At 60.0% G+C, this 15,357-nt stretch carries 15 protein-coding genes; 11 read left to right on the top strand and 4 right to left on the bottom strand.

The genetic code is table 11. From position 1 onward, the window contains the following. Positions 1 to 3 precede the first annotated feature (3 nt). On the bottom strand, positions 4 to 552 hold the full coding sequence (locus ACP15L_RS03965; RefSeq protein WP_425083220.1) for a peroxiredoxin: 549 nt from the start codon (positions 550 to 552) through the stop codon (positions 4 to 6). 262 nt (positions 553 to 814) lie between these two features. Here ACP15L_RS03965 and lipA point away from each other — a divergent pair, with 262 nt between their 5' ends. Next, positions 815 to 1,765 (top strand): lipoyl synthase, encoded by a 951-nt coding sequence (gene lipA / locus ACP15L_RS03960; RefSeq protein ID WP_170551141.1) that lies wholly within the window; start codon positions 815 to 817, stop codon positions 1,763 to 1,765. Beyond that, positions 1,762 to 2,904: an amidohydrolase gene (locus ACP15L_RS03955; RefSeq protein ID WP_425083219.1), complete on the top strand. Its 1,143-nt coding sequence runs from the start codon at positions 1,762 to 1,764 to the stop codon at positions 2,902 to 2,904. Before lipA ends, ACP15L_RS03955 begins: the two co-directional genes overlap by 4 nt. A gap of 8 nt (positions 2,905 to 2,912) precedes the next feature. Here the strand turns inward: ACP15L_RS03955 and hpt are convergent, their stop codons facing one another. Continuing rightward, positions 2,913 to 3,449 (bottom strand): hypoxanthine phosphoribosyltransferase, encoded by a 537-nt coding sequence (gene hpt, locus ACP15L_RS03950; protein ID WP_170642023.1) that lies wholly within the window; start codon positions 3,447 to 3,449, stop codon positions 2,913 to 2,915. Positions 3,450 to 3,522: 73 nt separating this feature from the next. On the opposite strand from hpt, the gene ACP15L_RS03945 reads away from it, so the two are divergent. Then, entirely contained in the window at positions 3,523 to 3,969 is a 447-nt protein-coding gene (locus tag ACP15L_RS03945; RefSeq protein ID WP_425083218.1) for a type II toxin-antitoxin system RatA family toxin, read from the top strand. Between the two features lie 38 nt (positions 3,970 to 4,007). Further along, positions 4,008 to 5,303 (top strand): MmgE/PrpD family protein, encoded by a 1,296-nt coding sequence (locus ACP15L_RS03940; protein WP_425083217.1) that lies wholly within the window; start codon positions 4,008 to 4,010, stop codon positions 5,301 to 5,303. Here ACP15L_RS03940 and pyrC read toward each other — a convergent pair. Continuing rightward, a complete protein-coding gene (gene pyrC / locus ACP15L_RS03935; RefSeq protein ID WP_425083216.1) occupies positions 5,300 to 6,337 on the bottom strand; it encodes a dihydroorotase in 1,038 nt (345 codons plus the stop codon). The genes ACP15L_RS03940 and pyrC overlap by 4 nt on opposite strands. Positions 6,338 to 6,472: 135 nt before the next feature. On the opposite strand from pyrC, the gene ACP15L_RS03930 reads away from it, so the two are divergent. After that, entirely contained in the window at positions 6,473 to 7,381 is a 909-nt protein-coding gene (locus ACP15L_RS03930) for an AAA family ATPase (RefSeq protein ID WP_170483861.1), read from the top strand. Positions 7,382 to 7,439: 58 nt separating this feature from the next. Further along, the gene (locus ACP15L_RS03925; protein WP_425083215.1) at positions 7,440 to 8,699 is read left to right on the top strand and encodes a vWA domain-containing protein; all 1,260 of its coding nucleotides are present in this window, start codon (positions 7,440 to 7,442) and stop codon (positions 8,697 to 8,699) included. A 3-nt stretch (positions 8,700 to 8,702) separates the two neighbouring features. Here the strand turns inward: ACP15L_RS03925 and ACP15L_RS03920 are convergent, their stop codons facing one another. Beyond that, the gene (locus ACP15L_RS03920) at positions 8,703 to 9,203 is read right to left on the bottom strand and encodes a hypothetical protein (RefSeq protein WP_170665241.1); all 501 of its coding nucleotides are present in this window, start codon (positions 9,201 to 9,203) and stop codon (positions 8,703 to 8,705) included. Between the two features lie 225 nt (positions 9,204 to 9,428). Here ACP15L_RS03920 and ACP15L_RS03915 point away from each other — a divergent pair, with 225 nt between their 5' ends. From ACP15L_RS03915 to ACP15L_RS03895, 5 genes are all read left to right on the top strand, one after another. Beyond that, positions 9,429 to 10,397 carry an XdhC family protein gene (locus ACP15L_RS03915; RefSeq protein WP_425083214.1) on the top strand — a complete coding sequence of 323 codons (969 nt, stop codon included), beginning with the start codon at positions 9,429 to 9,431 and terminating at the stop codon, positions 10,395 to 10,397. Beyond that, entirely contained in the window at positions 10,394 to 11,395 is a 1,002-nt protein-coding gene (locus tag ACP15L_RS03910) for a molybdopterin-binding protein (protein WP_425083213.1), read from the top strand. Before ACP15L_RS03915 ends, ACP15L_RS03910 begins: the two co-directional genes overlap by 4 nt. A gap of 148 nt (positions 11,396 to 11,543) precedes the next feature. Then, positions 11,544 to 12,029 (top strand): (2Fe-2S)-binding protein, encoded by a 486-nt coding sequence (locus ACP15L_RS03905; protein ID WP_170718083.1) that lies wholly within the window; start codon positions 11,544 to 11,546, stop codon positions 12,027 to 12,029. A gap of 25 nt (positions 12,030 to 12,054) precedes the next feature. Further along, positions 12,055 to 14,415 carry a xanthine dehydrogenase family protein molybdopterin-binding subunit gene (locus ACP15L_RS03900; protein ID WP_425082681.1) on the top strand — a complete coding sequence of 787 codons (2,361 nt, stop codon included), beginning with the start codon at positions 12,055 to 12,057 and terminating at the stop codon, positions 14,413 to 14,415. Between the two features lie 95 nt (positions 14,416 to 14,510). Further along, entirely contained in the window at positions 14,511 to 15,302 is a 792-nt protein-coding gene (locus ACP15L_RS03895; RefSeq protein WP_425082682.1) for an FAD binding domain-containing protein, read from the top strand. Positions 15,303 to 15,357: the final 55 nt, after the last annotated feature.

Here is a 15,357-nt window from a genome sequence, read left to right as displayed (position 1 = left end):
GATTTACGCCAACGCGGGTTCGGCGGCAGCTTCCAGATGCTGGATCAGAGTCTCGGGCGAGGACACGCCATAAGGGTCTTCGGGGCAGTTGTCCATCAGGCCGGGCTCTTCGAACCATGCTTCGACAACACCGTCATTGATGATGGCCGCATAGCGCCACGAGCGCATGCCAAAGCCCAGGTTGTCCTTGTCGACCAGCATGCCCATCTTGCGGGTGAACTCACCCGAACCGTCAGGGATGACCTTAACGTTCTTCAGGCCTTGATCCTGTGCCCATTTGTTCATGACAAAGCTGTCATTGACGGACATGCAGTAGATCTCGTCGATACCCTTGGCGGTGAAATCGGCGTAACCGTTTTCAAATCCGGGCAGCTGGTAGGTCGAACATGTGGGGGTGAAAGCGCCGGGCAGCGAGAACAGGATCACTCGTTTGCCAGCGAAATAGTCGGCGGTTGTCTTGTCTTTCCAGCGGAACGGGTTGGGGCCTTCGACGGCCTCGTCGCGGACGCGCGTGTGGAAGGTCACATCGGGCAGTTTTGCTCCGGTCTTCATGTTCAAGTTCCTGTGATTCAGTTGTGACTTTCTGGCGATCTAAATCAGTTCTAGATTGCCTGCAATCCATGAAATGCTGCATCTGCAAGATTGGTTTGATGGGCTTGTCTATTGATTTTTCGAGTGAAAAATATAGTTTAAGTTTAAACTAATTTGACGCTCGCCAGATTTGTGCATAGCGGCTATGCGTCGCTGGTGTAACAGGCGTGAGTGTTTTATGTTATGGGTACACAAAGTTGACCCAAAGTTAGGAAAACTGCCCGTGCGCGATCTGAAAATCCCAGAACAACGTCACCCCGAAAAGGCGCATCGCCCGGACAACGCCCAGCCTAAGAAGCCGAAATGGATCAGGGTCAAGGCGCCAGGCGGCAAGGGTTATGCCGAGACGCATAAGATCATGCGTGAAAACAATCTGGTGACGGTTTGCGAAGAGGCCGGATGCCCCAACGTAGGCGAGTGCTGGAGCCAGGGTCACGCCACCATGATGATCATGGGTGAGATTTGTACCCGCGGCTGCACCTTCTGCAATATTGCCACGGGACGTCCGGACTCGCTGGACGCGTTTGAGCCGGGTCGTGTAGCGCATGCGGTTCAAAAATTGGGTCTGAACCACGTTGTGATCACCTCGGTTGATCGGGACGATTTGAAAGACGGCGGAGCGGATCACTTTGCGCAGACAATTCGCGCCGTCCGTCACCGTTCCCCGAAGACGACGATCGAGATTCTGACACCTGACTTCCTGAAATGTGAACCCGAAGTGCTTGAGACCGTAGTCGAGGCCAAGCCGGATGTATTCAACCACAATCTCGAAACCGTACCGGGCCTCTATCCCGAGGTTCGCCCCGGCGCGCGGTATTTCCATTCGCTGCGCCTGTTGCAGCGAGTGAAGGAACTGGACCCGTCGATCTTCACCAAATCCGGCATCATGGTCGGTCTGGGTGAGGACAAGCAGCAAGTCGGTCAGGTCATGGATGACATGCGCGCTGCGGACATAGATTTCCTGACCATTGGTCAATATCTGCAACCGACGCCCAAGCACCACGCGGTGGACCGTTTCGTGACGCCTGAAGAGTTCGCCTCCTATGAAAAAGCGGCTTATGGCAAGGGCTTCCTGATGGTCTCAGCTACACCTCTGACGCGCTCGTCCTACCACGCAGGGGATGATTTCGCGCGTTTGCGTGCGGCACGGCAGGCGAAGCTGGGGCAAGCGTGACGCCTGAAAGATTGGCGCAGCTGACAGTGCTGCGCCGTAGTTTGCATCAACATCCCGAACTTTCTGGGCAAGAACGTCAAACCGCCGCGCGCATGGCCGATGAGCTGCGTCGTGCGGAGGCTGATACCGTAGTGACTGACCTCGGCGGGCACGGAGTTGCCGCGGTCTTCGACAGCGGTGCGACTGGTCCCACCGTCGCCATTCGATGCGAGCTGGATGGGTTGCCGATCAAGGAACTCTCGGAGCTGCCGTATGTCTCGACCGTGCCGGGTAAAGGGCATCTGTGCGGGCATGACGGCCATATGTCGATGGTTCTCGGTGTGGCGCTTGCGTTGCAGGAACAGCGCCCGACGCGCGGACGGGTGGTTTTGATTTTCCAACCTGCCGAAGAAACCGGGCAGGGGGCCAAGGCGTTCCGCGACGATCCCCAATTCGCGCAACTTGCGCCGGATTACGTGCTTTCTCTCCATAACTTGCCGGGGCTGGAACTGGGCGAGGTTGAGCTGTGTCAGGGGCCAACCAACTGCGCCTCTCGCGGTATGCGGATTGCATTAACCGGAAAGACCTCTCATGCCGCCGCGCCGCAGGATGGGGTTTCTCCGGCGGGTGCTTTGTCCGCACTGATCCAGGAACTTACCCGGCTCGGCACATCAGGGGTGCTGAACGCTGACTACGCGCTGACCACGATCACCCATGCCAGCCTCGGAGAGCGGACCTTTGGTGTCGCCCCCGGTCAAGCTGAGCTTTGGGTGACATTGCGCACCGTGTCTGACGACCGGATGGCAAAGCTCATTGCCGATTCTGAGGCCTTGGTTCAGCAGATCGCCAAATCCGAGAATTTGAGTGTCGAGATCACCTATGAGGATGTCTTCGAGGCCTGCACCAATGACTCCGACGCGGTGACTATTCTGGCCGAGGCCTGTGCGGATCAATCTGTTGCATGCAAGCTGAGCGATGAGCCGCAAAGGTTCTCGGAAGATTTCGGTCAGTTCGGCAAAGGCGCAAAATCGGCGATGTTTTGGTTGGGAGCAGGGCGAGATCACCCCCAGTTGCACAATCCCGACTATGATTTCCCGGACGCGCTGATCCCAATTGGTACGGGCGTCTTTTTTGCGGCGATCCGGCAGGTGCTGGGCTGAGGTCGCGTTCAGGTAAACCGAACCTTACCGATGAACGGCAGGTTGCGATTGCGCTGCGCGTAATCGATTCCGTAGCCCACAACGAACTCATCGGGGATTTCGAACCCGATCCAATCTGAACGAAAATCGACCTCGCGCCGGCTCGGTTTGTCGAGTAGGGCAATGGACTTAAGCCGTTTTGGCTCACGACTGCGTAGCAGGTTGGTGACGTGGTTCAGCGTATGGCCCGTATCGACGATATCTTCGACGACCAGCACATCGCGACCTTCAATCGCGCCCCGCAAGTCCTTGAGAATGCGCACTTCCCGGCTGCTCTCCATCGCGTCGCCGTAAGAGGAGGCCTCAAGGAAATCCACCTCGATGGGCAGGTCCAACTCACGGACCAGATCAGCGATGAACACGAAAGAGCCACGCAGTAGGCCAACGACAACGAGCTTGTCAGTATTGCCGAATTCTTCGGTAATTTCGCGGCAAAGCTCTTCGATTCTGGCTGCAATTGCCTTGGCCGAGATCATCTCATCTATCACATAAGCGCGGTCAGTCATCGCAGCCCCCTTGATCTTTGGCGCGCAACATACGACATGACGCGCCATTGTCACCTTCTAATGCCGGATTGCCATGCCTATCCACTCGGAAACGCGTCACCTGCCTTATTCGGCCCAACAGATGTATGATCTGGTTGCTGATGTGGCGAGCTATCCCAAGTTCCTGCCATGGTGCGCCGCCGCGCGTATTCGCCGGACCTATGCGGCTGGCGAGGCCGAGGTGATGGAGGCTGATCTGGTGATCTCGTTCAAAGTGTTTCGTGAGCGTTTTGGCAGCCGGGTGACCTTGTTTGCGGGTCAAAAGAAGATAGACACCGAGTATCTGGACGGCCCGTTCAAATACATGAAATCGGACTGGCAGTTTGCAGACGCCCCCGAAGGCGGGTGCAACGTCTCGTTCCATGTAGATTTCGAGTTCAAGAACGCCATTCTGCAAGGGATTATTGGTGTCGTCTTCAACGAGGCCATGCAACGCATCGTGCGCGCATTCGAGGCCCGAGCTGCCGAGCTTTACAGCTAAGGCTTTACCAACGACCGGCGCGCGTTAGACTGCGCGCTATGTCTGGATTCACCTCAACGCTTGCGAGTTTTGCCGCTGGCCCCGTCAACACAACCGCGCAGGCGCGGGCTACTACATCTCTATCCGTTCTCGACTGGATCGCCGTGGGCCGTGCCGGTGTGTCCGAGCCCGTGTCAGTCGCCGTCCGGGACTTGGTGCAGGAGGAGGGCGGCGCAGCGCAGGCCCATCTGTTCGGCGGCGGGGCCGCACCTCTGCGGGCGGCGGCACTGGTCAATGGAACGGTGTCCCACGCGCTGGACTATGACGACACCCATTTCGCCCATATCGGCCATCCGTCGGTTGCAATCCTACCTGCGGCCTTGGCGGTTTCAGAATGGGATGACCGTATTCTAGTTGATCTCTTGGAAGCTGCCCTGATCGGGATGGAGGTTTCGATCCGTATCGGCCTCTGGCTCGGTCGAGACCACTATCAGGCTGGGTTCCACCAAACGGCGACTGCGGGGGCCTTTGGGGCGGCGGTTGCAGCGGGTCGGGTTCTTGGGTTTGATGCGAACCAGATGCAGCAAGTTCTGGGCCTGACATCCACGCGCTCGGCCGGCCTGAAAGCTCAGTTCGGCACCATGGGCAAACCCTACAATGCAGGATTGGCCGCATCAGCCGGGATCGAGGTCGTCTTGCTGATTAAACGGGGCTTTGAGCCCAATGCGAGTGCGCTAGAAGGCCAGTACGGCTTTGGTGCAACCCACCAGGGCGCGGCGGATACATCAGCAGCGCTGGACGGGTTGGGGGAGGAGTGGCTGTTCGAATCGGTCAGCCACAAGTTCCACGCGTGCTGCCACGGTTTGCACGCCGCGCTTGAGGCTGCTCTGCGTCTTGATGTTGCCGAACCTGAAGTGGCTGAAATCAAGGTCAAAACCCATCCGCGCTGGATGAGTGTCTGCAACCAGATGTCTCCGACCACAGGGCTGGGGGCGAAGTTTTCCTATCGTACGGTGATCGCCATGCAGGCGCTCGGCTACGACACCGCTTTGCCAAGCAGTTACACCGAAAAGGTCTGCGCTGATCCTCGCATTCGCTCTTTGCGAGACCGCATCACGGTCGAGGCGGATGAAACCCTCACCGAGACCCAGGCCCGCCTAGAGCTTCTGCGGCGCGACGGCGTGCGACGCGAGGTCACCCAAGATCTGATGGCTCCGATGTCTCTGGCGGATCGGGAAGACCGTGTCCGGGCCAAAGCGTCGAAACTGATTGGAGGGGACGAGGCGGACGCGATATGGTCGATGCTGCGCACCGGAGGTCGCGCCCGCGATCTGGCTGCAAAACTGGCGGGTTAAACCACGCGCCAGTGCAGGGGGAAGCCGGGGTCGAATACGGTGACGGGTCCGTCGCCGCTTTCGATCTTCGACGGGTATTCGACCGGGTCACCTTTGGTCAGCGTGATCGAGCTTTCGTTCACCGGTAGGCCATAGAAACCCGGACCATTCAGCGACACGAACCCTTCCAGCTTGTCCAAGGCACTTTCGCGGTCGAACATCTCGGCCACCAAGGACATGGTGTTGGTCGCCGTGAAACAGCCCGCACAGCCACAGGCCATTTCCTTGTTGTCATCCGTATGCGGCGCGCTGTCCGTGCCCAGAAAATACCGCGCATCGCCCGAGGTCGCGGCCTTCAGCAGCTCCAACCGATGTTCTTCACGCTTAGCGACTGGCAGGCAGTAGTAGTGGGGTTTGATCCCGCCCACCAGAATGTGGTTGCGGTTGATGATAAGGTGATGCGCCGTGATCGTTGCGCCCAGATCGGTCTCGTCGGCGGCAACATACTGAACCCCGTCGCGAGTCGTAATATGCTCCATGACAACACGCAGGCCCGGAGTGGCTTGGCGGATCGGATCCAGAACGCGGTCGATGAACACAGCCTCACGATCGAAGATGTCGATCTCGGCATCGGTGACTTCGCCATGAACACAGAGTGGCAGGCCGATCTCGGCCATCTTCTCCAGCACCGGGCGCACATTGTCGAAATTCCGAACACCCGAATGCGAATTGGTCGTCGCACCCGCCGGGTAGAGCTTGACCGCCTTCACCAACCCGCTTGCATGCGCAGCGGCGAGGTCTTCTGGATCCGTATCTTCGGTCAGATACAGGGTCATCAGCGGCTCGAACGTCATCCCTTCAGGTAGCGCCGCCATAATACGCTCGCGATAGGCGGCGGCGTGCGCGCCGGTTACCACCGGGGGCACCAGATTGGGCATGATGATCGCACGGCCAAAATGGCGTGCGGTTTCGGGAAGGACGGCCTGCAACATCGCGCCATCGCGCAGGTGCAGATGCCAATCGTCGGGGCGGCGGATCGTGATGCTATCGGTCATGCGCCTCCGCTAGCACAGAGGCCGCCGCCGTAAAAGCCCTTGTCAACTCGTTCGAACGTCGTAGCTCAGAAACGGGTCATGGCCTTGACGCACAAGCGCGGTCATGACCTTTTGTGGCAAGGGAGAATTCAGCATATGACACAGCCAGATTCCATAGACGCGGTTCAAACAATGCTAAGCGCACAGGGCTATGTTTGCGGCCGCGCGCTGGCAACGGTCGTCTTCCTGTCGCTGAAACTCGGCCGGCCGTTGTTTCTGGAAGGTGAGGCCGGTGTAGGCAAGACCGAGATCGCCAAGGCACTGGCCGCAGGGCTTGGTCGCCGCCTGATCCGCTTGCAATGCTACGAAGGGCTTGATGCGTCCTCTGCCGTCTATGAATGGAACTTTCCCGCGCAGATGGTCGCTATCAGAACCGCCGAAGCTGCGGGCGGCGCAGACCGCTCAGCCCTGCAGACCGAGCTGTTCTCGGATGACTATCTCGTCGAACGCCCATTGCTACAAGCCATGAGGCCCGATGAAAACGGCGCGCCGGTGTTGCTGATCGACGAGCTTGACCGCACCGATGAACCCTTCGAGGCCTTCCTGCTGGAAGCACTCAGCGATTTTCAGGTCACAATCCCGGAACTCGGCACCGTCAAAGCCCCCGAGCCACCCGTCGTTATCGTCACCTCAAACCGCACGCGTGAGGTGCATGATGCCCTCAAGCGCCGCTGCCTTTACCACTGGGTCGACTACCCGGATTTCGACCGGGAGATTGAAATCTTAAACGCCCGCGCGCCCGAAGCGGCCCAGTCCCTCAGCCGCGAGGTCGTGGCCTTCGTGCAGCGTCTGCGCACCGAAGATCTGTTCAAGAAACCCGGCGTGGCGGAAACCATCGACTGGGCCAAATGCCTGCTTGCGCTGGACGTCATCAACCTCAGCCCCGAAGTGATCGGAGATACCCTCGGCGCGATCCTGAAATATCAGGACGACATCCAGAAACTGCAAGGGTCCGAGGCCAAACGCATTCTTGACGAAGCCAAGGCCGACTTAGAACCGGCCTGATGCTTCTTCTGTTTGAAAATACCTCGGGGGTATGGGGGCAGAGCCCCCATGAGCGCTGATGGCCGAACAGATCCCGCTCGACATTCCCGAAAACCCGAAGCTGGCGCAGAACATCACACATTTCGCCCGCGCCCTTCGAAAAGCCGGGCTGCCGATCGGCACCGGTCGTGTGGTGGATGCCATCCGCGCTGTTGAGGCCGCAGGCTTCTCTGAGAAGCAGGATTTCTACTGGACCCTACACGCCTGTTTCGTGAACCGCCCCGAACATCGCACCGTCTTCGCGCAAGTCTTTCGCCTTTATTGGCGCGACCCAAGGTATCTGGAACACATGATGTCCATGATGCTGCCCGCCATTCGCGGTGTGCAGGAAGAACGCAAAGCCGACGCCGGTGAAAAACGCGCGGCTGAGGCGTTGCTTGACGGGGTTGAACGCGATCAGCCTGAAACCTCCGAGGAGCAGGAGGGCGAGACCGAGCTTGAGATCGACGCTTCGCAAACGACTTCGTCCGAGGAGCGTTTGCGCAGTCTGGATTTTGAACAGATGAGTACTGATGAGATAGCGCAGGCCAAGCGCCTCCTGTCGCGCCTCAGCCTGCCGGTCAAGCCGATCGAAAGCCGCCGCAGCCAGGCCAGCTATATCGGCCACCGGATCGACCGGGCGAGAACCCTGCGCGCCGCCATGCGTCAGGGCGGTGAGCTGCACGATATCGCGAAACAAAAACCCCGGCCGCGCTGGCCCAATCTGGTCGTGCTCTGCGATATCTCCGGCTCGATGAGCCAATACAGCCGACTGATCCTGCATTTTCTGCACACGGTCTCGAACGCCAAGGGGGCTGGCTGGGCCAAGGTCCATGCCTTCACCTTCGGCACGCAACTGACCAATATAACCCGTCACCTGCACCATCGCGATGTGGATGCCGCCCTAGCTGCCGCCGGGGCCGAGGCGCAGGATTGGGAAGGGGGTACGCGGATCGGAGACTGCCTGCACGCCTTCAACCGAGACTGGTCGCGGCGCGTCATGGGGCAGGGCGCGGTGGTTCTGCTGATCTCGGACGGGCTGGATCGCGGCGCGCCCGAAGCTTTGGCGAAAGAGACCGAGCGTCTGCATCTTTCGGCCCGGCGTCTGATCTGGCTGAACCCACTGCTGCGTTGGGATGGGTTCGCCCCCAAAGCACAGGGCGTGGCCGCCATGCTGCCCCATGTCGACAGCTTCCGCGCGGGTCATTCGATTGCGTCGCTCGAAGACCTCGCCACTGTCATCTCTGCTCAGGACGATGTCGGAGAGAAAGCGCGGCTCATGTCCGCGCTTTCCGGCTAGGATTTAGCCCAGCTGCTTTTCGTTGCACTCACGCGCCATTTCCATAGCCTTGTATGTGCCGGTCAGATCTACGGTGAACGCAAATTCCTTTTCGGGGAAGACGATCATGACCTGTTTCTTGGCCAGATCATCCGCAAATTGTGGGTCGTCGGACAGGACATAACCGCCGGAATAACCCTTGGTGATATTGCCCTTCATGCCAGTGGCTTCACCCACGTAAAGGTTATCACCCAGCAGGATTGCCACGGCTTCTTTTTCTCCGCGTTTGATATTGGTTTCCGCCTTGGTGAAAACGCCAACGTAGCCTACACCGCGATCCTCGGTCAGGCCCATCTGAACAACGTTTTCCGCGTCATCCACGGCCTCAATCAGACAGGATTTCTTTTCGTTGTCGATGAAGACTTTCCAGCCTTCAACCTCACCGTAGCGTTCGAATGTATCAGCCCATGCAGCGGTCGAGGCCAACAGGCCGATCGCCGTTCCCAGTGTAAGAATGCGTTTCAACTCTTCGTCTCCGTTGAGAAATTTATTGAGAGCGCCCAATCCAAATTCAGGCACAGTTTCAACTTAGGACGTGGGGTATTCGCAATCAATCCTTTGAGAGTGTGAATATCAAATCGGCCTTTTACTGCCCACATAAACGCGAATTGACTGCCGTCTCCGACTAACGTTCGCTTTTCATTGGTCCAAGGCTGCCTATGTTGGTTTGCAACAAGCCAGGAGGATTCGATGGATCGATTCGACAGCAGCCCGGAACGCGCTTTGGAATGGCACCGCAGTGGTCGCGGTGCCGCGCTGGCAACTGTTGTCGAAACCTGGGGCAGCGCTCCTCGGCGCGTGGGGTCTCAGCTGGTGATTGGTGGTGACGGGCGGATCGAAGGGTCGGTCTCGGGCGGTTGCGTCGAAGGCGCCGTTATCGTCGAAGCCATTGAAGCCATTGATGAGGGCGAGGCGCGTTTGCTTGAATTCGGTGTCAGCGACGAAGACGCCTTTGCCGTCGGTTTGGCCTGCGGCGGCACCATCCGGGTGCTGGTCGAACCGGTCGGCTCTGTCCTGCCTGAGCCGATGCTGGCCGAGTTGGTCGCCGCCCGTGTGCGCCGTGAACCGCTGGCCTATGAAGTGAATACAGACAGCGGATACAGGACTTTGCGCCGCAATGCTTACGCGGATCGGTTGCGTATGGATCGGTCTGGGTTCGAGGAAGACGGCAAGACCTTCGTCGCCGTTCACAACCCACCTTTGCGATTGATCATAGTCGGTGCGGTTCACATCGCGCAGGCCTTGGTGCCGATGGCGCGGATTGCGGGATACGACCCGGCCATCATCGACCCGCGCGAGGCATTTGCCTCAGACAGCCGCTTCCCCGGAGAGACCCTGTTGACCGATTGGCCTGATGAGGCAGTTGCCAAGCTGGGTCTGGATCAACGTACGGCCATTGTCCTGTTGACCCACGATCCGAAACTGGATGATCCGGCCCTGCAGGCCGCGTTGGATGCGGATGTGTTCTACATTGGCGCCCTTGGGTCGACCCGCACCCATGCCAAAAGGGTTGAGCGGATGACCGAGGCGGGGTTCACCCAAGCTCAGATCGCGCGGATACATGGTCCGATCGGTCTAGATATCGGTGCCGCAGGTCCCTCCGAGATTGCCGTGGCCATCCTGGCCCAGATGACGGCGGTTCTGCGAGGTAAGGCATGAAATTCGGCCCTGTGCCCGTGACCGAAGCTGCCGGAGCCATTCTCGCGCATTCCGTCAAAGTCTCGGACCAAAAGCTGCGCAAAGGGCTCATGCTAACTGCCGAGCATGTCTCGCAATTGTCCAGCGCGGGGTTTGACGAGGTCATCGTCGCCCGTCTGGAACCCGGCGATTGTCATGAGGACGAAGCTGCCGAAGTGCTGGCCCGTGCTCTGGTCCCCGATCCCACCGACGCCAATCTACGCTTGACCGAGGCGTTTACCGGCCGTGTGAACCTTCTGGCTGAGGGATCGGGCGTGGTGGTGCTGGATGTGGCCGCACTCGAGCAGTTCAACCGCATCAATCCGATGATCACCGTCGCAACGGTCCCGCAGCATCAGCAGATGAGCGCGGGCGGCATGGTCGCCACGATCAAGGTGATCTCCTACGCCGTTCCCAAAGCCGATGTCGAACGCGCGGCCGCCTTGGCGCAGGCCTCGGTCCGCCTTGTTGCGCCGGTCTATCGCAGCGCGGGATTGATCGTAACGGAAATCGCCGGAGGGCCGCCCAATGAGAAGGGCATCGCGGCCATGCGCGGGCGTGTCGAAGCACTAGGAATGGATTTATGCGATGTGCAGATCGTCCCGCATAAAACCGATCAACTTGCATCGGCCATTAATCGGGCCGAAGGCGATGTGCTGATGATCCTGACGGCCTCGGCGACGTCGGATGTGAAAGACGTGGCCCCGTCTGCCGTGCGCGCCGCAGGCGGGGATGTTGATCGGTTCGGCATGCCGGTGGATCCGGGCAATTTGCTGTTTCTGGGGGCGTTGAACACGCGCCCTGTGATCGGCCTGCCGGGATGCGCGCGCTCTCCGGCTTTGAACGGCGCCGATTGGGTTTTGTCCCGCGTGGCCTGTGGGGTCGAGACCACTGGTGCTGATATTGCTGCGATGGGTGTGGGCGGTCTGCTCAAGGAAATCCCGACCCGGCCGCAACCTCGCGCGCAACGGAAGAAATAGTTCAGAGGCCCACAGGTGGCGCCGATGAGTTTATGGCATCGGCCTTTTGCGTCCCTCTGGTGTCAAAAAGCGACAAATTCCTGTTCTCAAGCCAGACCTCCCGTGTTTAACTCGCCCCAAGCGAATGAGCTAAAGAAGGGGAGGTCTTATGCCAAATATATCGCTGACTGTGAATGGCATGTCTGTGAGCGGTGATGTTGAGGGTCGGACGTTATTGTCTGGTTTTTTGCGGGATCATTTGTCTTTGACGGGGACGCATGTTGGCTGTGATACGGCGCAATGTGGGGCCTGTGTGGTGCATGTGAACGGCGAGGCCGTGAAGTCGTGCAACATGCTGGCGGTTGAGGCCGACGGTGCCGAGGTCGGCACGATCGAGGGTCAGGCGGCCGAGGATGGGACGCTCAATGCGATCCAGCAGGCGTTTCAGGATCACCACGGGCTGCAATGCGGCTTCTGCACACCGGGCATGGTGATGAGCGCGGCGGCCTTGCTGAAGGACAATCCCCGCCCGTCCGAGGCCGAGATTCGCAAGTATCTGGAAGGCAACCTGTGCCGCTGCACAGGCTATCACAACATCGTCAAGGCGATCATGGCCGCTTCGGGCCAGGACGTCAGCAGCATCGCCGCCGAATAAGCGGCCCGAGGGAGGAGAACAAGCAATGCCCAAAGACAGTGGCATCGGAGCCAGTTCCAAGCGGCGCGAGGACGTGCGCTTTCTGACCGGAGCAGGCAATTACACCGACGACATCAACGTGGCCGGACAGGCCTATGTTCATTTCCTGCGCTCGGATATCGCGCATGGCCGGATCACCAGCCTTGATACCTCGGCGGCCGAGGCCATGCCGGGCGTGGTCAAGGTGTTCACCGGCAAGGATTTCGAAGGCGTGGGCGGCATGCCCTGCGGCTGGGAGGTGACGGACAAGCACGGCGCGCCCATGCAGGAGCCTGCGCATCCCATTCTGGCCCAGGGCAAGGTGCGCCATGTGGGCGATCCCATCGCCGCCATCGTGGCCGACAGCCTGGAGCAGGCGCGTGACGCGGCCGAGGCGATTGACCTCGAGATCGAGGAACTGCCCGCCGTGATCGACATGAAGGCCGCAGCGCAAGAGGGCGCGACGCTGGTCCATGACGATCTGAAGAACAACATCTGCTATGACTGGCAGCTGGGCGAGACTGACGATGCAAAGGTCAATGAGGTCTTCGCCAATGCGGCCCATGTGACCACGCTGGATCTGGTCAACAACCGCCTGGTCGCCAACCCGATGGAACCACGCGTGGCGGTTGGTGAGTATAAGCGGGGCACGGATGAGTACACGCTCTATACCACGTCGCAGAACCCGCATGTGATCCGCCTGCTGATGTGCGCCTTTGTGCTGGGCCTGCCCGAGCATAAGGTCCGCGTGGTGGCCCCGGATGTGGGCGGCGGTTTTGGCACCAAGATATTCCACTATGCGGAAGAGGCGTTCTGTACCTTCGCCGCCAAGGCCTGCAACCGCCCGGTCAAGTGGACCTCCAGCCGGTCCGAGGCGTTCATGTCGGACGCCCATGGCCGGGATCATGTCAGCAAAATCGAACTGGCGCTGGATGCAGACAATAACTTCATCGGGTTGCGGACCAACACCTACGCGAACCTTGGAGCGTATCTGTCGACCTTCTCCAGCTCGGTGCCCACATGGCTGCACGGCACGTTGATGGCGGGCAATTACAAGACGCCGGTCATTCAGGTGAATGTGAAGGCGATGTTCACCAACACAGTGCCGGTGGATGCCTATCGCGGCGCGGGCCGGCCCGAGGCGACGTTCCAGTTGGAACGCGTGGTGGATAAAGCTGCGCGCGAGCTGGGAGTCGATCCGATTGCCCTGCGCCGTCAGAACTTCATCACCCAGTTCCCCTATGACACGCCGGTCGCTCTGACCTATGACACTGGGGATTACAACGGGACCATGGACAAGCTGGAAGCTGCGGCTGATCTGGCAGGCTTTGCCGCGCGCCGTGCGGCAAGCGAGGCCAAGGGCAAGCTGCGGGGTCTGGGCATCAACTGCTATATCGAAGCGTGCGGCATTGCGCCCTCGAACATCGTTGGCATGCTGGGGGCCCGAGCGGGTCTTTATGACGCGGCGACCGTGCGGGTGAATGCCACCGGCTCGATCAGCGTCATGGTTGGCGCGCACAGCCACGGGCAGGGGCATGAGACCGCCTTCCCGCAGGTTGTGGCCGACATGATCGGCATTGATGAATCGATGGTCGAGATCGTGCATGGCGACACCTCAAAAATCCCGTTCGGCATGGGCACCTATGGCTCGCGCTCTCTGGCGGTCTGTGGCTCGGCCATGGTGAAGGCCACCGAGAAGGTGATCGACAAGGCCAAGAAGATCGCAGCCCACCTGCTGGAGGCGTCTGAGGCCGATATTGAGCTGAAGGACGGTCAGTTCAGCGTCGCGGGCACCGACAAGTCGGTGGCCTGGGGCGACGTGACCCTGACAGCTTATGTGCCGCATAACTTCCCGCTGGAGGTTGAGCCGGGGCTGGAGGAGACCGCGTTCTATGACCCGGCCAACTTCACCTTCCCCTCGGGCGCTTATGCCTGCGAGGTTGAGGTCGACCCCGAGACCGGTCAGGTCAGTATCGAGGCCTTCACCGCGGCGGATGACTTTGGCAACATTGTCAATCCGATGATCGTGGATGGTCAGGTGCATGGCGGCATTGGCCAGGGTATCGGCCAGGCTCTGCTGGAGAACTGCGCCTATGATGAGAATGGCCAGCTGTTGAGCGCGTCCTTCATGGATTACGCCATGCCGCGCGCCGATGATGTGCCCTTCTACGGCGTGGATCATTCCAGCCAGACGCCCTGTACGCATAACCCGCTGGGTGTGAAGGGCTGTGGTGAGGCCGGGGCGATTGGCTCTCCGCCGGCTGTGGTCAATGCCGTTCTGGATGCGATGAATTCGGGCGGCAAGGCGGTGGATCACATCGACATGCCAGTAAGCCCGTCGCGCGTCTGGGCGGCGATGAACAGCTGAGTTGAGAGGGCGGACCGGGGGCCAGCCCCCGGACCCCCGAGGTATTTTTAGCCAGATGAAGAGCGGATCTGCGCTCTTCGGAAAGGAAAAGCGGAATGTACAGTTTCGAGTTTGAGAAGCCTTCGAGCATTGCCGACGCGGTTGCTGCGTTGGGGGCCGAGGATGCGCAGCCATTGGGCGGGGGTCAGACGCTGATCCCGACGCTGAAGCAGCGCCTGGCGGCCCCTTCGGTGCTGGTCAGCATGGGTGGGATTGCCGAGATGCAGGGTGTCTGTGTCGAGGATGACGGCTCGGTCGTCATTGGCGGGGCGACGCCCCATGCCACGGTGGCGCGTGAGGCGGCGGGGTCGTATCCGGCGCTGGCGGCTTTGGCGGGTCAGATCGGCGACCCGGCGGTGCGCAACCGCGGCACCATTGGCGGGTCGGTGGCCAACAATGATCCGGCGGCCTGTTATCCGGCGGGTGTGCTGGGCTCAGGCGCGACCATCGTGACCAACGCGCGGCAGATCGCGGCGGACGACTTCTTTCAGGGCATGTTTGCCACCGCGCTGGATGAGGGTGAGATCATCACCTCGGTCCGGTTCCCTGTGCCGCAGGCGGCGAGCTATCAGAAGTTCCTGCAGCCCGCGTCCCGGTTTGCATTGGTCGGTGTCTACGTGGCGCGGTTCGCGGATGGTGTCCGCGTGGCCGTGACCGGCGCCAGCGAAGACGGCGTGTTCCGGTGGGCAGAGGCCGAAGAGGCCTTGAACAAATCCTTCAGCGCCGAGGCATTGATGGGGCTGAGCGTCAACCCGATGAACATGATCGCCGACCTGCATGGCAGCAAAACCTACCGCGCGCATTTGGTTGGGGTGATGACGAAACGCGCCGTCCAAGACTGCGTGTAACCACAAAAACAACAAACCCAAAAGCCCCGGGCAAAACCCCGGGGCTTTTGCTATG

It is taken from the genome of Ruegeria profundi, from assembly GCF_049800715.1.
Lineage (GTDB): Bacteria > Pseudomonadota > Alphaproteobacteria > Rhodobacterales > Rhodobacteraceae > Ruegeria > Ruegeria profundi_A.
The sequence above is the reverse complement of the archived record's forward strand: the minus strand, read 5'-3'. Positions and strand labels throughout refer to the sequence as shown.